General features: G+C 68.0%; 21 protein-coding genes. 8 read left to right on the top strand and 13 right to left on the bottom strand.

All coding sequences use genetic code 11. The features are described from left to right. The first annotated feature begins 147 nt into the window (after positions 1–147). A complete protein-coding gene (locus ACFSCU_RS11725; RefSeq protein ID WP_180551332.1) occupies positions 148–468 on the top strand; it encodes a YkgJ family cysteine cluster protein in 321 nt (106 codons plus the stop codon). A 64-nt stretch (positions 469–532) separates the two neighbouring features. On the opposite strand, the gene ACFSCU_RS11720 is transcribed toward ACFSCU_RS11725, so the two are convergent. From ACFSCU_RS11720 to ACFSCU_RS11710, 3 genes are all read right to left on the bottom strand, one after another. Beyond that, positions 533–727, bottom strand: coding sequence for a hypothetical protein (locus ACFSCU_RS11720; RefSeq protein WP_180551331.1), 195 nt, complete (start codon positions 725–727; stop codon positions 533–535). After that, positions 727–2,583, bottom strand: coding sequence for a ferrous iron transporter B (feoB, locus tag ACFSCU_RS11715; RefSeq protein ID WP_373368352.1), 1,857 nt, complete (start codon positions 2,581–2,583; stop codon positions 727–729). Before feoB ends, ACFSCU_RS11720 begins: the two co-directional genes overlap by 1 nt. Positions 2,584–2,681: 98 nt before the next feature. Continuing rightward, positions 2,682–2,993, bottom strand: coding sequence for a FeoA family protein (locus ACFSCU_RS11710; RefSeq protein ID WP_180551329.1), 312 nt, complete (start codon positions 2,991–2,993; stop codon positions 2,682–2,684). Between the two features lie 153 nt (positions 2,994–3,146). On the opposite strand from ACFSCU_RS11710, the gene kynB reads away from it, so the two are divergent. From kynB to kynA, 3 genes are all read left to right on the top strand, one after another. Next, entirely contained in the window at positions 3,147–3,779 is a 633-nt protein-coding gene (kynB, locus tag ACFSCU_RS11705; protein ID WP_180551328.1) for an arylformamidase, read from the top strand. 67 nt (positions 3,780–3,846) lie between these two features. After that, positions 3,847–5,130: a kynureninase gene (gene kynU, locus ACFSCU_RS11700; RefSeq protein WP_180551327.1), complete on the top strand. Its 1,284-nt coding sequence runs from the start codon at positions 3,847–3,849 to the stop codon at positions 5,128–5,130. Between the two features lie 140 nt (positions 5,131–5,270). Then, the gene (gene kynA, locus ACFSCU_RS11695; protein WP_180551326.1) at positions 5,271–6,110 is read left to right on the top strand and encodes a tryptophan 2,3-dioxygenase; all 840 of its coding nucleotides are present in this window, start codon (positions 5,271–5,273) and stop codon (positions 6,108–6,110) included. Positions 6,111–6,176: 66 nt separating this feature from the next. Here kynA and ACFSCU_RS11690 read toward each other — a convergent pair whose 3' ends face one another. The 4 genes from ACFSCU_RS11690 to pncB form a co-directional block, all read right to left on the bottom strand. After that, entirely contained in the window at positions 6,177–7,748 is a 1,572-nt protein-coding gene (locus tag ACFSCU_RS11690; protein WP_180551325.1) for an SH3 domain-containing protein, read from the bottom strand. Next, entirely contained in the window at positions 7,745–8,326 is a 582-nt protein-coding gene (locus tag ACFSCU_RS11685; RefSeq protein WP_180551324.1) for a hypothetical protein, read from the bottom strand. The genes ACFSCU_RS11690 and ACFSCU_RS11685 overlap by 4 nt, the downstream gene beginning before the upstream one ends. Before the next feature lie 189 nt (positions 8,327–8,515). After that, a complete protein-coding gene (locus ACFSCU_RS11680) occupies positions 8,516–9,892 on the bottom strand; it encodes a sodium:proton antiporter (protein WP_333707721.1) in 1,377 nt (458 codons plus the stop codon). Between the two features lie 160 nt (positions 9,893–10,052). Next, complete coding sequence (gene pncB / locus ACFSCU_RS11675) at positions 10,053–11,276, bottom strand: nicotinate phosphoribosyltransferase (RefSeq protein WP_180551323.1); 1,224 nt, start codon at positions 11,274–11,276, stop codon at positions 10,053–10,055. Positions 11,277–11,367: 91 nt separating this feature from the next. Here pncB and ACFSCU_RS11670 point away from each other — a divergent pair, with 91 nt between their 5' ends. Continuing rightward, the gene (locus ACFSCU_RS11670) at positions 11,368–12,237 is read left to right on the top strand and encodes a Rossmann-like domain-containing protein (RefSeq protein WP_180551322.1); all 870 of its coding nucleotides are present in this window, start codon (positions 11,368–11,370) and stop codon (positions 12,235–12,237) included. Between the two features lie 226 nt (positions 12,238–12,463). Here the strand turns inward: ACFSCU_RS11670 and ACFSCU_RS11665 are convergent, their stop codons facing one another. The 3 genes from ACFSCU_RS11665 to ACFSCU_RS11655 are packed head-to-tail and all read right to left on the bottom strand — an operon-like array spanning position 12,464 to position 14,552. Beyond that, a complete protein-coding gene (locus tag ACFSCU_RS11665; protein ID WP_333707231.1) occupies positions 12,464–13,183 on the bottom strand; it encodes a nitroreductase in 720 nt (239 codons plus the stop codon). Next, on the bottom strand, positions 13,171–13,620 hold the full coding sequence (locus ACFSCU_RS11660) for an acyl-CoA thioesterase (RefSeq protein WP_180551321.1): 450 nt from the start codon (positions 13,618–13,620) through the stop codon (positions 13,171–13,173). The genes ACFSCU_RS11665 and ACFSCU_RS11660 overlap by 13 nt, the downstream gene beginning before the upstream one ends. Further along, entirely contained in the window at positions 13,617–14,552 is a 936-nt protein-coding gene (locus tag ACFSCU_RS11655) for a histone deacetylase family protein (RefSeq protein WP_377560752.1), read from the bottom strand. Before ACFSCU_RS11655 ends, ACFSCU_RS11660 begins: the two co-directional genes overlap by 4 nt. 200 nt (positions 14,553–14,752) lie before the next feature. Here ACFSCU_RS11655 and ACFSCU_RS11650 point away from each other — a divergent pair, with 200 nt between their 5' ends. Together ACFSCU_RS11650 and ACFSCU_RS11645 are read left to right on the top strand one after the other, a co-directional pair. After that, positions 14,753–15,304, top strand: a complete 552-nt coding sequence (locus tag ACFSCU_RS11650) for a phasin family protein (protein ID WP_180551320.1) — start codon at positions 14,753–14,755, stop codon at positions 15,302–15,304. Positions 15,305–15,860: 556 nt separating this feature from the next. Further along, positions 15,861–16,904, top strand: coding sequence for an extracellular solute-binding protein (locus ACFSCU_RS11645; protein ID WP_257645867.1), 1,044 nt, complete (start codon positions 15,861–15,863; stop codon positions 16,902–16,904). Between the two features lie 469 nt (positions 16,905–17,373). On the opposite strand, the gene ACFSCU_RS11640 is transcribed toward ACFSCU_RS11645, so the two are convergent. Next, positions 17,374–18,438: a PQQ-dependent sugar dehydrogenase gene (locus tag ACFSCU_RS11640; protein ID WP_377560918.1), complete on the bottom strand. Its 1,065-nt coding sequence runs from the start codon at positions 18,436–18,438 to the stop codon at positions 17,374–17,376. Positions 18,439–18,899: 461 nt separating this feature from the next. Between ACFSCU_RS11640 and ACFSCU_RS11635 the strand changes: the two genes are divergently transcribed. Then, on the top strand, positions 18,900–19,577 hold the full coding sequence (locus tag ACFSCU_RS11635; RefSeq protein ID WP_377560751.1) for a C40 family peptidase: 678 nt from the start codon (positions 18,900–18,902) through the stop codon (positions 19,575–19,577). Between the two features lie 95 nt (positions 19,578–19,672). Here ACFSCU_RS11635 and def read toward each other — a convergent pair whose 3' ends face one another. Together def and ACFSCU_RS11625 are read right to left on the bottom strand one after the other, a co-directional pair. After that, positions 19,673–20,209, bottom strand: a complete 537-nt coding sequence (def, locus tag ACFSCU_RS11630; RefSeq protein WP_180551318.1) for a peptide deformylase — start codon at positions 20,207–20,209, stop codon at positions 19,673–19,675. 35 nt (positions 20,210–20,244) lie between these two features. Further along, a complete protein-coding gene (locus ACFSCU_RS11625) occupies positions 20,245–20,697 on the bottom strand; it encodes a hypothetical protein (protein ID WP_377560749.1) in 453 nt (150 codons plus the stop codon). Between the last annotated feature and the right edge of the window lie 99 nt (positions 20,698–20,796).

The raw sequence follows: 20,796 nt of genomic DNA, 5'->3' as shown, positions 1-20,796 counted from the left end.
GAATGCAAAACCACACCGATGACCATAGTTTCTGGAACACAGAGCCGTGCAGGCGCCACTTATTTCGCGGTCGAATGTCACACCGGTGTGCATACCCCCGGGGACTAAGAACCTAAGTATTCATTCAAGAACTTTGCTATGAAAAACATGGCAGCGAATCTCAGCCCCTGCGAGCGCTGCGGCGCCTGCTGCGCCACGTTCCGGGTGGATTTCTCGATCATGGAAACACAGGCGGGAGGCGGCGCGGTGCCCAATGGCCTGGCGCTGCCCGTCACCGCCCGCACCTGCCGCCTGCGCGGCACCGACCATCTGCCACCGCGCTGCGCGGCGCTGTCGGGCCGCGTGGGCGAGCGCGTGGCCTGCAGCATCTATGAATGGCGGCCCTCGCCCTGCCGCGAGTTCAGCGAGGGCAGCGACGCCTGTGCACAGGCCCGGCGGCGGCATCGGCTGGAGCCGCTGATGGTCTGATCGCCCGGCCAATTTGCTATTCAAAAAATAGCTTCTGGCGCTTATCCAGCAAGGGATACAGGCATTATTTATCTGAATCTGCGGCTGGCGTCGCGCACGCGCCGCAGTCGCTGCAGGCATGACAGTGGCCCGCCTGGCCGGCGCCCGCACCCAGGCCCAGGCGTTTCGCGGCCAGGTTGCGCCAGCGTGCCGGCAGGAAACGCCACAGCACGTACAGCGCCGCCAGCGTGACGATCAGTGCAACGACCAGCGCCTGCATCACCCTGCCCCCATCGCCAGCGCCGTGCGGTAGGTGATGAACGCCGCCAGCCACGCCAGCCCGAACAGCTGCACCAGCATGACCAGCGGCCAGCGCCAGCCGTTAGTCTCGCGCTTGACGGCCACCAGCGTCGACACGCACTGCGGCGCATACACGTACCAGGCCAGCAGCGCCAGCGCCGTCGCCAGGCTCCAGCCATGGGCGATCAGCGGCTGCAACTGCGCCGCCACGTCGTCGCCGCTGGCCGACAGCGCATACACCGTGCCCAGCGCGCCCACCGCCACCTCGCGCGCCGCCATGCCGGGCACCAGCGCGATGGCCATCTGCCAGTTGAAGCCGACCGGTGCCAGCAGCTTCTGCAGCGCCAGCCCGATCTGCCCGGCCCAGCTGTGCAGGATGGCCGGCCCCTCGGCGCCCGGCGGCGGCGCCGGGTAGCTGGACAGGAACCACAGCAGCACCATCACCGCCAGGATGATGCCGCCCACGCGCTGCAGGAAGATGCGTGCTCGCTCCCACACGCCGAACGCCAGCTGGCGCAGGCTGGGCCAGCGGTAGGCGGGCAGCTCCATGATCAGCGGCGTCGGCCGCGCCTGGGCACCATGCGCCGCCAGGCGGTACACCCAGGCGATGGCCAGCGCGCTCACGATGCCCGCCACGTACAGCGCGAACAGCACCAGCCCCTGCAGGTTGAACAGGCCCGCCACGCGCCGCTGCGGGATGAACGCGGCGATCAGCAGCGCATACACCGGCAGCCGGGCCGAGCAGGTCATCAGCGGCGCGATCAGGATGGTGACCAGCCGGTCGCGCCAGTGCGTGATGGTGCGCGTGGCCATGATGCCCGGCACGGCGCAGGCAAAGCTCGACAGCAGCGGAATGAAGGAGCGCCCCGATAGCCCCACCCGGCCCATCACGCGGTCGAGCAGGAAGGCCGCGCGCGGCAGGTAGCCCGAGTCCTCCAGCGCCAGGATGAAGGCGAACAGGATCAGGATCTGCGGCAGGAACACCAGCACGCTGCCGACGCCGGCGATCACGCCGTCGACCAGCAGGCTGCGCAATGGTCCCTCGGCCATGTGCGTGCGCACCAGCGTGGCAGCGCCGTCAACGACCGACTTGATCGCCTCCATCGGCCACTGCGCCCAGCTGAACACGGCCTGGAACATCAGCAGCAGCAGCGCCGCCAGCAGCAGCATGCCCCACAGCGGGTGCAGCAGCACGCGGTCGATGGCGTCGTCGCGCGCCAGCGGCTGCGGCGGCGCCTGCACGCAGGCCGCCACCAGGCGCTGCACCTCGCGCTGCGTCAGCATCACGTCCTCGATGCCCGGCGGCGCGCCGGCCGCGCGCGGCGTGCGGCCGATCAGTGGGCGCCGAAAGCGCTCCAGCGCCGCCACCAGCGCGCCCGCGCCATCGCCGCGCACGCCTACCGTGGGCAGCACCGGCACGCCCAGTTCGGCCGCCAGCCGGTCGGCGTCGACGCGGATGCCCAGGCGCCTGGCCATGTCGGTCATGTTCAGCGCCAGCAGCATCGGCAGGCCCAGGCGCCTGGCCTCCAGCACCAGGCGCAGGTTCAGCCGCAGCTTGGTGGCGTCGACCACGCACACCAGCAGGTCGGGCACCGGCTCGCCGGCGCGGCGGCCGGTGACGATGTCGCGCGTGATCTCCTCGTCCAGGCTCAGCGCGTTGAGGCTGTAGGCGCCCGGCAGGTCCAGCACCACCACCTCCCGCCCGCTGGGCGACTGCAGCCGGCCTTCCTTGCGCTCCACCGTCACGCCGGCGTAGTTGGCCACCTTCTGGCGGCTGCCGGTGAGCAGGTTGAACAGCGCCGTCTTGCCGCAGTTGGGGTTGCCCAGCAAGGCCACGCGCAGCGGGCGCGTGCTGCTGGTGACGACGCGCGGCGCGCTGCCGGTGGCGTTGCCGACGCTGGCCGCCGGGTCGACGGCGGCGTCCTGCGGCCGGTTCACGTGCTGGCCTCGAGGCCGGTGGCGGCGGCCGGGCGCACGCCGATCAGCGCCGCCTCGCGCGCGCGCAGCGCGAACGTGGCCTGGTCGCCCACGCGCACCGCGATCGGCTCGCACCCGGCGCGCGCCTTGGCCACGATGCGCACGCTCTCGCCCGGCAGAAAGCCGAGCTCGATCAGTCGCAGCAGCACCTCCTGGTCGTCGGCGCTGGCGGGCTGGTGCAACTGCGCGATGACGCTGCGCGCGCCCACGGGCAAGGCGTGCAGCGGCAGCATCGCCGCAGCGTCGGCGGCGGAATAACCGGCGTCCATCTGGCTTCCATTCAAATGACAATGATTCTCATTTTAGTGCGCCGATGACGCGCCGCCTTGACGCAGATCAGCCGTTTTTCGTCTGCGGCGACGGCGCCGCGAGTTGGAAAAAACCGACACCACGCCGCGCGCAGGCGGTTAACGTCGCAGGCCATGGCCACGCCACGAATCTGGGACATCTCGCCGCCTGTACACGCGGGCGCGCCCGTGTTTCCGGGCGACACGCCGTACGCGCAGCACTGGAGCGCCGAGATCGGCCCTGGCTGCCCGGTCAACGTCAGCGCCCTCACGCTGTCGCCCCACGTCGGCGCGCACGCCGACGCGCCGCTGCACTACGACCCGGCGGGCGCCGCCATCGGCGCGCTCGACCTGTCGCCCTACCTCGGCCCGTGCCGCGTCATCCACGCCATTGGCGTGCGGCCGCTCCTGCTTTGGGAGCATCTTGCGCACGCTGTGCAAGGCCTGCCGCCGCGTGTGCTGGTGCGCACCTACGCGCGCATGCCCGTCGAGGCGTGGGATTCTCAGCTCGCCGCCTTCGCCCCCGACACCGTCGAGCGCCTGGCCGATGCCGGCGTGCAACTCATCGGCATCGACACCGCCAGCATCGACCCGGCCGACAGCAAAACCTTGGACAGCCACCAGGTCATCCGCCGGCGCGATCTGCGCGTGCTGGAGAACCTGGTGCTCGACGACGTGCCCGAGGGCGACTACGAACTCATCGCCCTGCCCCTGAAACTGATGAGCGCCGACGCCTCGCCGGTGCGCGCGGTGCTGCGGTCTTTGTGAACAAAATCGGCCTCCAGCGCCCATCCATCAAGCGCTGGCAGCTATCTTTTTTGAAGAATCCGACACCATGATCTCTCAGCAAGACTGCCGCCAGCGCGATGCCGATGACCCCCTGCGCACGCTGCGCGACCTGTTCGATCTGCCGCCGGGCGTGATCTACCTCGACGGCAACTCGCTCGGCGCCCTGCCCCGCGCCGTGCCCGCGCGCGTGGCGCACGTGGTGGCGCAGCAATGGGGGCAGGACCTGATCAAGAGCTGGAACAGCGCCGGCTGGTTCGCGCTGCCGCGCCGCGTGGGCGACCGCATCGCCCCGCTCATCGGCGCCGGCGGGGGTGAGGTGGTGGCCACCGACACCACCTCGATCAATCTCTACAAGGTGCTGTCGGCGGCGCTGAACATTGCCGCGCAGGACGCACCCGGCCGCCGCACCATCGTCAGCGAGCGCAGCAACTTCCCCACCGACCTGTACATCGCCGAGGCCCTGTGCCGCGAGCGCGGCTGCACGCTGAAGCTGATCGAACCGCACGAGGTGGCCGCCAGCCTGACGCCCGACGTGGCCGTGCTGATGCTCACCCACGTCAACTACCGCACCGGCGCCATGCACGACATGGCCGCCGTCACCGCCGCCGCGCACGCCGCCGGCGCGCTGGTGGTCTGGGACCTGTGCCACAGCGCGGGCGCGGTGCCGGTCGACCTGAGCGGCGCGCAAGCCGACTTCGCCGTCGGCTGCGGCTACAAGTACCTGAACGGCGGCCCCGGCGCGCCCGCCTTCGTGTGGGTGCACCCGCGCCACGTGGCGCGCTGCTGGCAGCCGCTGGCCGGCTGGTGGGGTCATGCGCAGCCGTTCGCCTTCACGCCCGACTACCAGCCCGCCATGGACATCACGCGCTACCAGTGCGGCACGCAGCCCATCGTCAGCCTGTCGGCGCTCGACTGCGCGCTGGACGTGTTCACGGCCGCCGACCAGCTCGGCGGCATGGCCGCGCTGCGTGCCAAGTCGCTGGCGCTCACCGACCTGTTCATCGACGCCGTCGAGGCGCTGTGCCCCGGCGCTTTCACCCTGGTCACGCCGCGCGAGCACGCGCGGCGCGGCTCGCAGGTGTGCCTGACGCCGACGGCGCAACTGCCCGCCGGCAGCGCCTACGCCATCGTGCAGGCGCTGATCGCGCGCGGCGTCATCGGCGACTTCCGCGCCGGCGATGCGCAGCAGCCCGACATCCTGCGCTTCGGCTTCACGCCCCTGTACCTGTCGTTCGACAACGTGTTGGGCGCCGCCCAGGCCCTGGCCGAAGTGGTTCGCACGCGCGAGTACGCACAGGCGCGCTTCCACCACAAGCAGGCAGTGACTTGAACAGCCGATACCGGACGCAGAGGATTCGCAGAGGGCGCAAAAAAATTCAAAAAAAAGTTTGGTTCTTCTTCTGCGCCCTCTGCGTCATCTCTGCGTCCTCTGCGTCCGACTGTTGAACCTCGACGCCCCAAGGAGCCCCCATGACCACCCCCGAATCCATCGTCCACCAGGAAAAGGCACAGCTCGACTTCTCGGGCAGCATGAGCTACGGCGACTACCTGCACATCGACCAGATCCTGAGCGCGCAGCACCCGCTGTCGCCCGCGCACGACGAGATGCTGTTCATCATCCAGCACCAGACCAGCGAGCTGTGGATGAAGCTGCTGCTGACCGAACTCGGCAGCGCCATCGCCGACGTGCGCGAAAGCCGCCTGCCGCCCGCCTTCAAGAAGCTGGCGCGCGCCAGCCGCATCATGGAGCAGCTGGTGCACGCCTGGGATGTGCTTGCCACCATGACCCCGCCCGAATACAGCGCCATCCGGCCCTATCTGGGCCCGTCCAGCGGCTTCCAGAGCTTTCAGTACCGCTGCATCGAATTCGCGCTGGGCAACAAGAACGCCGCCATGCTGCAGCCGCACGCGCACCACCCAGAGCGGTTGGCGCTGGTGCGCTCGTTCCACGAGGCGCCCTCGCTGTACGACGAGGCGCTGCGCCTGCTGGCCCGCGCGGGCTTCGCCGTGCCCGCCGGCCACCTGCAGCGCGACTGGACCCAGCCCTACGAAGCCAGCGACGCCGTCGAGGCCGCGTGGCTGCAGGTGTACCGCGCGCCCGAGCAGCACTGGGACCTGTACCAGCTGGCCGAAAAACTCACCGACCTGGAAGACGCCTTCCGCCTCTGGCGCTTCCGCCACGTCACCACGGTCGAGCGCATCATCGGCTTCAAGCGCGGCACCGGCGGCACGGGCGGCGTGAGCTATCTGCGCAAGATGCTGGACGTGGTGCTGTTTCCCGAGCTGTGGCGGCTGCGCACCGATCTATAGAAAAAAAGAGCCTCCAGCGCAGTACTGGCCTGCGCTGGAAGCTCCTATTTTGATAGCATTTGTGGATCAACGGCCCGCGGGCAGGTACGCCGAATCTCCGGCGAAGATCACCGCGCGGTCCAGCAGGTGGGGGTTGGCTTCCAGCAACCGCGGGTAGCCGACCTTCTCGCGCCGGGCGATGGTCCACAGGTTGTCGCCCTCCTTCACCGTCACGGTGCGCTGGCCGTCGCGCGAGGGGTTCATGCGGCCGGTGTTGTCGTTGTTGCCGCGCTCGGCCTCGTAGGTCTTGACCATGTCGCCGCGCACCCAGCCCTCCTTCACCTGGTCGGTCTGGTTGCGGCCCTTGACCTTGAGCCACTCCTGACCTTCGGCGTCCACCTGCTTCTGACCGGTGGCGTCGAGGAAGGAGCCCATCTGCACGATGCCCACCTTGCCGGCGTCGATGGACGGCTCGCTGCGGATGTTGGCGCCGCGGTACGGCTGCACCTGGATGCGGAACGGCTCCGGTGACGGCGCTTGTTCCGGCTGCGGCTGCGGCTGCTCGGGCGGTTGACTGGCCTCGGGTGCCTTGGCGTAGTCGTCGATGCCCGAGCTGCGGATGATCGTGCCCTCCACGCCCGCCACGCCGTCCAGGCCGCCCTTGAAGCCGGTCTGCGTGTGCTGGCCGTCGCGCATCACCAGTTCGCCCGTCTGCACCGCGGTGAGCTTGGGGTCGAGCAGGTGCACGGTGCCATGGCTGAAGCCCGCCACCGTGCCGGCGAGCAGGTGCGGCGCCTTGTCGGCCGCCACCTCGTACTCGGTCGACGTCTTGTGCATGTCGCGCCGTTCGTCGCCGCTCAACTGGGCCAGTTCGCTCACGTCGGCGGTCAGCATGGTCTGCTTGACGGTGATGGGCTGCTGGCTGCCGGTGTTGGCCGTGGCCAGCGTGCCGGCGTCCACCACGGTGCCCGGCGCCACCGCCGTGCTGCGCGACATCGACGTGGTGATGCTGCCGAGGTCGTAGATGCCGTCCGACACCGACTGGCCGTAGGGCTTGATGGGCAGGCCGCCCCACTTGCCCTTGTCGGCCTGCGCCTTCTCGCCACCATCGCGCACCTTCAGCGTGGCGCGGTCGGTGACGTCGATGCGGTCGGTGATCGAACCCGGCGCGGTGGTGCTCGGGTAGTCGACCCGACGGGTGAACGTCGATTCGCGGTCACCGCGCAATTCAGCGCCTTCGGCGCCCTTGGTCTGCAGCTTGGACGCCAGCGGGATTTTCTGCGTCAGCTTCGACAGCTCGGCGTCCGCCTTGCCCTCCAGCGCCATGCGCTGCGTCTGCGCGACCGAGAACTCCTGTGCCGTCATGTGGTCCTGCAGGAACTTCATGTCGGCATCGCTCACCCCGGCGGCGCGCAGCAGGCCGGGGTTGACGCGGCCATGCTCGCTCAGGCCGTTCACCAGGTTGTTGGGGCTGCTGTCGATGAGCTGGGCATTGTGGGCCGCCAGCGGCAGCGCCGCGACCGAACCCATGCCCGGGGCCACTGCCCCGGCGCGCACGGCGTCGTCGGTCATGTCGGCCGCCTGCACGCGCTCGTTGATTTCGGCACCGCGCGCCGCATCCTGGGCGTTGGCGAACCTCATCTCCACGGTGTTGGTCACTTTGGGGCGCCTTCGCCCTTCAGCTTGCCCTCGAACCCCATCGGCAGGCCGCCCGGCAGCGTGGGGCCGGCGCCCTTGCCGACCTTGAGCACGCCCTCCAGCCCCATGCCCGCGGCGCTGGACTTGGCGTAGCTGACGGTGTAGGTGCTGTTGGCAGTGTCGGCGTCGCGCTGGACGCTGATGCTGTGCTTGACCTGGCCCTTGGCGGTGATCAGCACGTCGGCGTCCACCTTGCTCTTGCCGCCCGCGGCCGGTGCCGCCGACGCACCGCCCTTGACCGCCGAGCGGCCGCGCGTGAGCCGCAGGGCCCCCGACAGTTCGGCCTTGGCGTCGGCGGCGGTGCTGGACACCGCCGTGTCGCCCTTGCTGTCGAGCCGGGCGATCTTGTCGCCCCAGCTTTTCTCCCTGGTGAGCTGCCCGATGCCGTCCGTGACCGGCTTCAGCCGTGCCAGCTGGTCGCTGACGAAGTTCTTGCGCGTCTGGTCGGCCTGGCGCAGCCTGGTCTGGAGCCAGTTCTCCTGGCGCGGCGGCGCGGGTTGGTAGTGGGGAATGACGCGAGGTCCGATGGGCCCGGCCATTGACTGCTCTCCTGCATGCGCGGTATGACGATGCGGGCGATTGCAACCCAGGCGCGCGGCCCGGACAAGCTGACACGGTTCCGTACGGAACGACCCCAGTGCCGCGGACACACGCCTGTCACGAAGCCGTGGCAAGAAAAAACCCGAGCGCATCGGCTCGGGTTCTCTTGCGGTGGCGGGCGCGCCGCGTCAGCGGAAGAACAGGAAGGTCAGGATCACGAACAGCGGCACCAGGATGCCGAAGCTCCAGGCCATGTAGCCGAAGAAGCTGGGCATCTTCACGCCGCGGTCCTCGGCGATGGCCTTGACCATCAGGTTGGGCGCGTTGCCGATGTAGGTGAGCGCGCCCATGAACACGGCGCCGGCCGAGATCGCCGCCAGCGTGGTGGCCAGCGGGCCCATCAGCTGCACCGGGTCGCCCCCGGCGGTGTTGAAGAACACCAGGTAGGTGGGCGCGTTGTCGAGGAAGCCGCTGAGGATGCCGGTGGCCCAGAAGTACATGGCCGGGTTGGGCGAGCCGTCGGCGTTGGTGACGGCGCGCACCACGGCGCCGAACGGGCCGTTGACGCCCGCCTGCAGCATGGCGATGACCGGGATGATGGTCAGGAAGATGCCGGCGAACAGCTTGGCCACCTCCTTCATCGGCTCCCAGTTGAACTGGTTGCTGGCGTGTACCCCCCGCGGCGTGATGGCCAGCGAGATGAAGGTGACCACCACCATGCCGATGTCGCGCACCACGCCGGGCAGGGCCACGTCGGTGCCGTAGATGTTGAACACCACGCCGGGCTTCCACACGCCGCTCATCAGCACCAGCGCCACCACGCAGCCCAGCAGCACGAAGTTGATGGCGCCGTCGAAGCCGAAGCGGGCGTCGTCGGGCGTCGGGTCTTCGCGCCGCACGCCCTCGTTCTTGTACATCCAGCTGTCGAGCAGGAAGAACATGATGAGCAACACCACCATCAGGAACAGCGTGTCGGGCCAGATGTGGGCCGCGGTCCAGAAGAAGGTGATGCCCTTCAGGAAGCCCAGGAACAGCGGCGGATCGCCCAGCGGCGTGAGCGATCCGCCGATGTTGCTGACGATGAAGATGAAGAAGATGACGACGTGCGCGCTGCTCTTGCGGTTGTCGTTGGCGCGGATCAGCGGGCGGATCAGCAGCATCGACGCGCCGGTGGTGCCCATGATGCTGGCCAGGATGCCGCCCACCAGCAGGATGCCGGTGTTGAGCACCGGCGTGCCGTGCAGGTTGCCGCGGATGTAGATGCCGCCCGAGACGGTGAACAGCGCCGTCAGCAGCAGGATGAAGGGGATGTATTCGGCCAGCAGCGCGTGCACGAAGCCCTCGGCCGCCACGGCGGGGCCGAAGGTCAGCGCGAACGGCACCAGAAACGCCAGCGCCCAGGCGGCCGCGATCTTGCCGAAGTGGTGGTGCCAGAACTGCGGCGCCACCAGCGGCCAGATGGCGATCGACAGCAGGATGCCTACGAAGGGCACGGCCCACAGCACCGACAGCTGGCTGCCGTCCAGCGATGCAGCCTGCGCCGGTGCCGCCTGCGCCAGCAGCATCAGCAGCGCGCCCAGGCGACTGAACCACAGGGATGGGCGGCGGGTGATGGTGGTGGTTGCTGGATTCATGCCTTTGAAGTCGCAGGTTGGTTGTGAATGAAATCGGGACTCAGCGCCCGCCAGTCAAGCGCGGGCAGCTACTTTTAACATAGCAAACCGATCAGCGCAACAGCGGCGCCGGCCGGTTGATGGGCACCGCCGGTGGCGGCGCGGGCAGGTCGAACACCTGGCGCAGGTAGGTCAGGTAGCCCTCGTCCTCCACCATGGTCTTGCCCGGCGTGTCGGAAATCTTGGCCACCGGCTGGCCGTTGCATTCGATCATCTTCAGCACGATCTGCAGCGGCTCGGGGCCGACGTCGTTGGTCAGGTTGGTGCCGACGCCGAAGGCCACCTGGATGCGGCCGTCGAAGCGCTCGAACAGCTCGATGCAGCGCGGGATGGTGAGGCCGTCGCTGAAGATGATGGTCTTGGTGCGCGGGTCGCAGCGGTTGGCGGCGTAGTGCTCGATCATGCGCTCGCCCCACTTGAAGGGGTCGCCCGAGTCGTGCCGCGCGCCGTCGAACAGCTTGCAGAAGTACATGTCGAAGTCGCGCAGAAAGGCGTTCATGCCGTACACGTCCGACAGCGCGATGCCGAGGTCGCCGCGGTATTCCTGCGCCCACTTCTCGAACGCGAACACCTGCGTATCGCGCAGGCGCGGGCCCAGCGCCTGGCAGGCCTGCAGGTATTCGTGCGCCATGGTGCCCATGGGGCGCATGCTCAGTTCCTTGGCGAACAGCACATTGCTGGTGCCGGTGAGCTGCCCGGTGGCGCCCAGGCGCTGCTGCATGGTCTGCAGCACCTCGCGCTGCCATTCGCGCGAGAAGCGCCGGCGCGTGCCGTAGTCGGCGATGCGGATGCCGTGCAGCGCGGGTGTTTCGACCAGCCGGAGCTTCTCATCCAGTCGGCGGCGGCCCTCGGCCAGGTCCAGGCCGGGCGCGGTGTTGCGGTAGTACACCTCGCTCACGATGGCCAGCACCGGAATCTCGAACATGATGGTGTGCAGCCAGGGGCCGCGCACGCGGATGTCGATCTCGCCGTTGGGCTGCGGCGTGAGGGTGATGTACTTCTCGTTCAGCTTGAACAGGCCGAGAAAGTCGACGAAATCGCTCTTGATGAAGCGCATCGAGCGGAAGTAGGCCAGCTCGTCCCCGGTGAAGCGCAACTCGCACAGCTGGCGGATCTCGTCGCGGATCTCGTCGACATACGGCGCCAGCTGTACGTCGGGCGAGCGGCACTTGAACTTGTATTCGACCTCGGCGCCCGGAAACTGGTGCAGCACCGCCTGCATCATGGTGAACTTGTACAGGTCGGTGTCGAGCAGGCTTTGGATGATGCCGGGCATGGGGGGTGTCTCTCTCGTCGCGGCGCCCCATTCGTCGGGGGCGGTGCATGGCAGTGTAACGACATTGCACCGCGCGCCCGCACAATGCGGCATGCCCCGCGAACCCCTCGCCCCCGCCCTGCTGCGCCAGCTGCGCGCCATCGACCGGCACCTGCCCGCCCCGCGCGTGCGCCGCCTGCACCTGCCGCCGGTGCTGCCCGAACGCCCGCGCGAAGCCGAGTTCTGCGCCATCGAGCTGGCCGACGGCGCCTTCGGGCTGTCCTATGTGCTGCTCGACCAGTCGCTGGCGCAGCTGATCGCGCGCCACCGGCCCGCCGGCGCGGGCGATGCGCCGCCGCTGGTCGGCGCCGATGCGCTGGCGCTGGCGGCCGCGTTCGGCGGCAGCGACGGCGCCGCCAACGCGCTGGCGCTGGCCGCCATCAACGCCCTCACCCAATCGGCTTGGCGGCGGCTGGGCTACGCGCCGCCGGCCGCGGACAACTCGGTGGGCGACGTGGCGCTGGCGCCGGGCGACCACCTGGGCATGATCGGCGGCTTCACGCCGCTGGTGCGGCAGGTGCTGAACGTGGGCGCTGCGCTATCGATCGTGGAGCTGGATGCGCAGAAGGTGCAACGGCTGCAGGCCGAATTCCCGCAGATCCTGGCAACGCTGGACCGCGCCGCGCTGGCGCCGTGCAACAAGATCGTCGCCACCTCCACCATGCTGCTGAACGGCACACTGGACGCCATGTTGGCCGCCTGCCCCGCCGCCACCGAGTTCGCCCTCATCGGCCCATCGGCCGGGCTGTGGCCCGATGCGCTGTTCGAGCGCGGCGTGACGCGGCTGTGCGGCACGCAAGTAGTCGATGGCGCGGCCTTTGCCGAGGCCATGCAACGCGGCGAGCGCTGGGGCGGCGCTGCGCGCAAGTTCGCCATCGACCGTGCGGCATGGCCGGGCTGGCAGGCGCTCCTGGCGGGGTGAAGCCAATCCTGTTTTGATAGCTGCTCGCGCCCATAAGACAATGGTTTCAGGTCATTTTGGCTTGAAACCAGTGTGCAGCAAGCGCTACCCACTATGAAATTTGCATTCATGTGGGAGCGGGCTTGCCCGCGATGAGGCGCCTCGTCGCAACCAACGCCTGATCGCGGGCAAGCCCGCTCCCACAAACACAAACTCAAACACAAGCCCTGGCCCTGCGCCAGGCCGTTCATTCGACCCAGTGCGTGAACGTCTGCACCGGCTCGCGCGGCGTGAAAAAGCTGTTGACCGGCGCGCTTTCGTCGGCATAGCCCAGCGACATGCCGCACACCAGCATCTCCTCGGCCGAGGCGCCGATGAGCGGCAGGATGATGGAGCCGAAGTTGTTCCACGCCGCCTGCGGGCAGGTGTGCAGGCCGCGCGCGCGCGCCGCCAGCATGATGTTCTGCAGGAACATGCCGTAGTCCACCAGGCTGCCCTGCCCCATCACGCGGTCGAGCGTGAACATCAGGCCCACCGGCGCGTCGAAGAAGCGGAAGTTGCGCTGGTGTTGCGCGTGCATGGCGTCCTTGTCGCCCTTGCCGATGCCCAGCAGGCCGTACAGGCTCCAGCCGTTCTGGCGGCGGCGGCCCAGGTAGGGCTCGACCCAGTGGCGCGGGTAGTAGTCGTAGTCCTCGCGGAACTTGGTTTCCAGCTCGGGGTGCTGGCGCAGCTCGTCGTGCGCGGCGCACACCTTCTGCACCAGTTCATCCTTCTTCGCACCCTGCAGCACGTACACCTTCCATGGCTGGGCGTTGGTGCCGCTGGGCGCGCGGCTGGCCACGTGCAGGATGCTTTCGAGCACCTGGCGCGGCACCGGCGTGGGCAGGAAGGCGCGGGCCGAGAAGCGGTTCTCGATGGCCGCGTCGACGCTGGCCGGGTCATTGATCTTGGCGCTTACTTGGGACATTGCAGTTGCTCCAGAACTTGCTTCAGGTTGGCCGGCAGCGGCACCGGCCGCTGCGTGGCGCGATCGACATACACATGCACGAAATGGCCCTTGGCCGCCGTCATCGGCGCGCCTTCGGCGAACAGGCCGACCTCGTAACGCACGCTGCTGCTGCCCATGTGCGCCACGCGGATGCCGGCCTCGATGGCCTGCGGGAAGGCCAGCGATTCGAAGTACTGGCACTGCGTTTCCACCACCAGGCCGATGACCTCGCTTTTCGCCGTATCCAGCACGCCCTGCTCGATCAGGTGCGCGTTCACGGCGGTGTCGAACCACGAGTAGTAGACGACGTTGTTGACGTGGCCGTACTGGTCGTTGTCCATCCAGCGGGTGGTGATGGTGCGGAAGGCGCGGTAGGCGTCGCGCGGCTCGGGCTGGGGGCGGGCGGGCTTGTTCATCGCGCTGCATTCTGCCAGCGGCGCCAGTATTCGGCGGCGATGTCGAAGGTGTTCATCTGCACCTGCACGGTGGTGGCGATGTCGTGGCCGTAGCCGCCGCCCATGCTCAGCGCCAGCGGCAGGCGGCGCGCCCAGGCCCACTCGAACACGCGGCGGTCGCGCGCCAGCAGGCCGTCGTAAGTCAGCTTCAGGCGGCCCAGGCGGTCGCCCTCGTGCGGGTCGGCGCCGGCCAGGTAGAACACGGCATCGGGGCGAAAGCGGCTGTCCAGCTCGACCAGCGCCAGATCCAGCGCGTCCAGATACGCCGCGTCGCCGGTGCCGTCGGGCAGGCCCACGTCCAGGTCGCCCGCCACCTTGCGGAAGGGGAAGTTCTTCTCGCCGTGCAGCGACAACGTGAACACGCTGGCGTCGCCACCAAAGATGCTGGCCGTGCCGTTGCCCTGGTGCACGTCGAGGTCGATCACCGCCACGCGCGGCGGGCGTGCCAGGCCTTGTGCCGCCATCAGATCGTGCTGCAGCCGGCGCGCGGCCACGGCAACGTCGTTGAACACGCAGTAGCCGCTGCCGGCGGCCGCGCTGGCGTGGTGCGTGCCGCCGGCGATGTTGGCCGCCACGCCCTCGTGCTGCGCCACGCGCGCCGCCTGCACGCTGGCACCCACCGAGCGGCGCGAGCGCTCCACCATCGCCTCGCTCCACGGAAAGCCGATCTCGCGCTGCGCCCGCGCCTCCAGCGTGCCCTGCGCCACGGCGGCGATGTAGGCCGGCGTGTGCGCGAGCGCCAGATCGGCGTCGCTGGCGGGCTCGGCCTGCGCCAGTGTCACCTCGGGGCGCTCGGCGGCCAGCCGGTCGCGCAGGCGCGCGTACTTGCCCATTGGAAAGCGGTGCCCCGGCGGCAGCGGCAGCACGAACTGGATGGAATAGAACGCTTTCATGACAACCGGGCGCGGGCCGCGCCTGCACGGCGTTGTCCGGATTTAGAACACCGCATCTAAAAATGCTGCGCCGCACCAAAACGGCTTGCAATCACCGCCCCAGGCCCTAAAATCCATCCCATGCTGCACTGCAACATAAGAAGTGGTTCAGGAGCGGCAATCCAAGCGAGTTCCTATCCACCATTGTCCAGGAGATATTTATGCTGACCCCCGAACAACTCGTCGCTTCCCAGAAAGCCAACATGGAAACCCTGTATGGCCTGACTTCCAAGGCCTTCGAAGGCATGGAAAAGCTGGTTGAGCTGAACCTGCAAGCCACCAAGGCCGCCCTGAACGAGTCTGCCCAGCACACGCAAGCCATGCTGTCCGTGAAGGACGCGCAAGAGCTGCTGGCGCTGCAAGCCAGCCTGTTCCAGCCGCTGGCCGAGAAGGCCGCTGCCTACAGCCGTCATCTGTACGACATCGCTTCGGGCACCAGCACCGAGTTCACCAAGGCTTTCGAAGGCAAGGTTGCCGAGAGCCAGGCCCAGTTCGCCGCCCTGGTGGACAACGCCGCCAAGAACGCCCCCGCTGGCTCCGAGACCGCCGTCGCCATGATGAAGAGCGCCGTGGCCGCCGCCAACAACGCGTTCGAGTCGGTGCAGAAGGCTGTCAAGCAGGCTTCCGACGTGGCCGAAGCCAACTTCGCCGCCGTGACGACCAGCGCCACCAACGCTGCCAAGAGCGCCTCGGCCGCTGCCAAGAAGCGCTGATTCTGTAAGCCACGGTCTGCGCACAAGCTGCAGACCGCACGGCCTTCAGAACTGACCCAGGCACTTTGCCGGTTCACCGAGCCGGCAAAGTGGCCAGAGCAAAGCCCACACCACCCGTCGGTTTTGCTCTGGTGCAAGAAGACACCATACGCTTGTCTCCTCGGGTCCTTTCGATACCGCAAGGTTCAGGGATCCCTTCAAGGGCTGATCGCAAGATCAGCCCTTTTTTTATGACCGCTGCTGGCACCGCCTTCTTCCATTTCCAATTCAATGCGTCAATCACCGTCATCCCGGCGAAGGCCGGGATCCATGTTTCTCCGCACACGCCGTCTGGATTCCGGCTTGCGCCGGAATGACGAGATATGGCAGCTTTGATCTGGAATTGGAATTCGTCATCGGCGCCGGTGCGGCCGCGGCGCCCGCCCCACCGAACGGCCCCCGCGGTGTCAACCGCGCCACTTTTTGTTGCGTTGCATCAAGCATGACGATTGAGAACCATTCTTGTTCACGTTATCATCCACCCGTTCACAATTCATCCAATCAAGGAATGCACAGCATGAAAAAGCAAGTGGTCGCGGTCGCCGCGCTGGCGTCGCTGGTGTGGGGCGCCGCCGCGCAGGCGCAGGAGCTGAACCTCTACTCGGCCCGCCATTACTCCACCGACGAGGCGCTGTACGCCGACTTCACCAACGCCACCGGCATCAAGATCAACCGCGTCGATGCCGACGACGCCGGCATCATCGCGCGCCTGAAGGCCGAGGGCAGCGCCTCGCCGGCCGACGTGATCCTGCTGGTGGACGCGGCCCGCCTGTGGCGCGGCGAGCAGGACGGGCTGTTCCTGCCCGTGAAGTCCAAGCTGCTCGAAGACGCCATCCCCGCCAGCCTGCGGGCCACGCCGGCGGCCGATGGCGGCATTCCGTGGTTCGGCTTCTCCACCCGCGCGCGCGTGGTGGTGTACGACAAGGTCAAGATCAAGCCCGAAGACGTCGACACCTACGAAGAACTGGCCGACCCCAAGCACAAGGGCAAGCTGTGCATCCGCAGCGGCGCGCACCCCTACAACCTGAGTCTGTTCGGCGCCGTGACCGAGCACCTGGGCGCGCAGAAGGCCGAGGCCTGGCTCAAGGGCCTGGTGGCCAACATGGCGCGCTCGCCCAAGGGTGGCGACACCGACCAGATCAAGGCCGTGGCCAGCGGCGAATGCCAGATCGGCGTGACCAACAGCTACTACCTGGCGCGCATGATGCGCTCCGACAAGCCCGAGGACCGCGCCGTGGTCGAGAAGGTGGGCGTGGTGTTCCCCAACCAGAGCACCTGGGGCACGCACGTCAACATCGCCGGCGCGGCGGTGGCACGGCACAGCAAGAACCAGGCGAATGCGATCAAGTTCCTCGAATACCTGGCCAGCCCGTCGGCGCAGAACTACTTTGCCAACGGCAACAACGAGTGGCCCGTGGCCAAGGGCGTGGTCACCGAGAACCCGGCCCTCAAGTCGATGACGGGCGGCGGCCAGTTCAAGGCCGAGACCATCCCCATCAGCGCCGTCGGCGCCAACCAGGTGAAGGTGCAGCAGATGCTGGACCGCGTGGGCTTCAAGTAAGCCTGACGAAATGACGAAATGACGAATGACTTCGCTGCGCTTCAACCTAGAAACGGCAGTTGGATGCGCCCGAGCGTGCCGTGCTGGGCGTGCCAGGCAAGGCGCGAGGAGGCCGCAGGCTACTGCCTGCAACGACGAGCAACGCCGCATGGCGCGGCCAGCGCGGCGCGATCGGGCGCATAGCGCGCTCACCCAACAGGTGAACGTGATCGAAGCCGTGAAAGTCAGTGCTCATGCGGGGTAGCCAAGGATGACAAGCGGTCAACTGCCGTTTCTAGGTTCAATGACAAATGGCGCATTCGTCATTTGTCATGCGGCGCCAGCCGCGGTCATTTGTCATTGACTTGAACGCCAAACGGTACGAACCATATAAGGGAGTATGTATCTCCAGCACCCATCACACGGGCGCTGTCGACTACCTACAAGGGGAGTATCTGCCTGCTCCCCACCGCTCACCCCCTCGCCACCCTCACAGCGGCAGCACGCGAATCAGCCGCCCGTTCGGGCTGTCCGTCACCACGTACAGCAGCCCGTCCGGCCCCTGGCGCACGTCGCGCATGCGCTGACCCACGTCCTCCAGCAGTTTGTGCTCGGCCACCACCTTGCCGTCCTTCAGCTCGATGCGGTTCAGGTACTGGAACTTCAGCGAGCCGACGAACAGGTTGCCCTGCCACGCCGGGCCGTAGCGGTCGCTGGTCAGAAAGGCCATGCCCGAGGGCGCGATGGAGAGCGTCCAGTGGTGCAGCGGCTGCTCCATGCCGGGCGCGGCGCTCTTGCCCGTGCCCACCGGACTGCCGCCGTAGTTCACGCCGTGGCTGATCTGCGGCCAGCCGTAGTTCCTGCCGGGCTGCGGCAGGTTGATCTCGTCGCCGCCCTGCGCGCCGTGCTCGTGCATCCACAGTTGCCCATCGGGGCCCCAGGTGGCGCCCTGGCCGTTGCGGTGGCCGTAGCTCCAGATCTCGGGCAGCGCGCCGGCCTGGCCGACGAAGGGGTTGTCCTTGGGCACGCTGCCGTCCTTGCCCACGCGGATCACCTTGCCGTGGTGGTTGTTCAGCGTCTGCGCGTCGTCGCGGCGCGAGAAGCGGTCGCCCAGCGTCATGAACAGCGTGCCATCCGGCTGGCCATCCACCCGCCGCTCGACGATGCGGCAGCCGAAGTGCAGGCTGCTGCTGTACTTGGGCTGCTGGCTGAAGATCACCTTGACGTCGGTCAGCCGCTTGCTGTCGTCCGACAGGCGCGCCCGCGCCAGCGCCGTGCTGTTGCTGGTGCCCTTGCCCGGCTCGCTGAAGCAGAAGTAGACGGTGCGGTTGCGGGCGAAGTCCGCATCGGTGATCACGTCCAGCAGGCCGCCCTGCCCGCCGGCCATCACCTCGGGCAGGCCCTGCAGCGGCGGCTGCAGCTTGCCGTCGGGCTCCACCACGCGCATGCGGCCGGGGCGCTCGGTCACCAGAAAGCGCCCCTCGGGCAGAAAGGCCACCGCCCACGGGTGCTGCAGGCCGCTGGCCACGGTCTGCGCCTTGGGTGTCTGCGCCATGGCAGACCACCCCACGCCGCCCAAGGCCAGCCCGGTTACTACCAATTTAATAGCTGTTTGCGCATGTCTGTTATGGCTTGAAGGCAATTTTTTCTCCTTTTCATGCTGCGCGGCCCACCAGCCGCCACAGGCCCATTGTGCTGACTGCGACCGGCCCGCGCACGCCGGCAGCGCCGCCGCGGCGCGTGCCATCTGCCAGCGCACCGGCTTTGCGCCATATCAGCGATCGGTGATAAACACGTATCAGCGTGTGTTTTTAACGGCATCTTCCAGGTAAACCCTTGATAATCGGCGGGTTTTGCAAGGACAGGTGAACGGCGCCTTGTCCTACACTACGCCAGCTCCCCTGAACAGGGTAGCCATTAATAAGAAAGCGTTCGCAACAGGCTCACTGCGGCGGGTGCTCCCAGGCTTTCAGGCCAATTTTTTTGCTGACGAAGCCTTCGACACACATCAGGTTCATGTCCAAGAAGAAACTTGCCGCGCTGACTCTGCTTGCCGCCACCGCCCTGCCCGCCGCGCACGCCGCCCCCGGCCAGGATGAAATCGAGAAACTGCTGGTGCAGAAAGGCCTGGTTGCCCGGCTGGGCGACACCATCCACCAGGCCACCGACCGCGCCGCCGATCTGATGAAGAACGCCATGGGCGCGCTGGGCGTGCCCTACCGCCTGGGCGGCACCTCGGCCGAGACGGGTTTCGATTGCAGCGGCTTCGTGGTCGCCATGTTCCAGCAGACCATGGGCCTGGTGCTGCCGCGCACCGCCGCCGACCAGGCCGCGGCCACCGCCAAGATCGAAAAGGCCGAGCTGAAGCCGGGCGACCTGGTGTTCTTCAACACCATGCGCCGCGCCTACAGCCACGTGGGCATCTACATGGGCGACGGCAAGTTCATCCATTCGCCCCGCACCGGCTCGCAGGTGCGCGTCGAGAACATGAACATCAGCTACTGGCAGACCCGCTTCAACGGCGCACGCCGCGTGCTGACCAACGACCAGATGGCCCAGGCGCCCTCCAGCGCATCGCGCGTGATCGACCGCGACTCGCCCGCACCCACCACGGTGCGCCTGGGCGGCAGCTTCGGCAAACCGAAAGCCGCCAGCACACTGGCCGACCTGCCGCAGGGCGGCGAAAGCATCTGAGGCGTCGACGCCTCGACAGGTTTTACCTCCTCCAAAGGTACAGGGCCCGCAAGGGCCCTCTTTTTTGGGCGCGCCGATAGCACGCGCGGCGGCGGTCAGTCGTCGCTGGCGTTCAGGCCGGGAAACAGCACCTCGGTGAAGCCGAAGCGCGTGAAGTCGCGCACCCGCATCGGGTACAGCGTGCCGATCAGGTGGTCGCACTCGTGCTGCACCACGCGGGCATGAAAGCCTTCTGCATCGCGCTCGATGGGGTCGCCGTAGGGGTCGAAGCCGCTGTAGCGGATGCGCCGCCAGCGCGGCACCACGCCGCGCAGGCCGGGCACCGACAGGCAGCCTTCCCAGTCCTCCTCTTCCTCGTCCGACAATGGCGTGATGACGGGGTTGCACAGCACCGTGCGCGGCACGGGCGGCGCGTCGGGGTAGCGCGGGTTCATGGCGCCCGTGCCGAAGATCACCAGCTGCAGGTCGACGCCGATCTGCGGCGCCGCGAGACCGGCGCCATTGGCGGCGTGCATGGTCTCGAACATGTCGCGCACCAGCAGGTGCAGTTTGTCGGTGTCGAAAGCGCGCACCGGCTGCGCCACGCGCAGCAGGCGCGCGTCGCCCATTTTCAGGATGTCGTGAATGGCCATGCCGCGATCATCGGGCATGCGCGGCCGTCGCGCACTCAGGGCCGGCGGACACCGCCCTCGCGCCCGCCCCGGAAGCCGCCGCCGCGCCCCCAGTTGCCGCCCCCGCGACCGGGGTTGCCCTGCCAGTGGTTGCCACCGCGGCCCGGGTTGCCCTGCCAATGGCTGCCGCCGCGCCCGGGGTTGCCGCGCCAGTGGCGGTCACCCCGGCCGTGCCAGTGGCTCCCGCCACCCCAGCCGCCCCAGATGCCCAGCGACACGCTGGGGCGCCAGTAGGGGTAGTAGCCCGGCGCGCCGTAGTAATACGCCGGCGCCCCGTAATACGCGCTGCCGTAGTACGGCGCATAGGCGGCGCCCGAATAGACCACCGGCGCGCCGATCTCGTACGGCTCGGCCGACACCACCACGCAGCCGCCCAGCAATGCCAGTGCGGCACCGGCCGCACCCAGCGCCACGCGCCGTGTCAGGGAAGATGAACACTCAACCGCCATGTCCGCTGCTCCTGTAAGGCTTCAACACCGGGCAGCCGCTTCCTGGAAGCTGCCCGTACCACCGCATGGTAGTCCGGTCATGTAAAGCACGCCGGGCTG

It is taken from the genome of Ottowia beijingensis (assembly GCF_042680925.1).
Lineage (GTDB): Bacteria > Pseudomonadota > Gammaproteobacteria > Burkholderiales > Burkholderiaceae_C > Ottowia > Ottowia beijingensis.
Note: the sequence above shows the minus strand (reverse complement) of the source record. Positions and strands in the feature narration are given on the sequence as shown.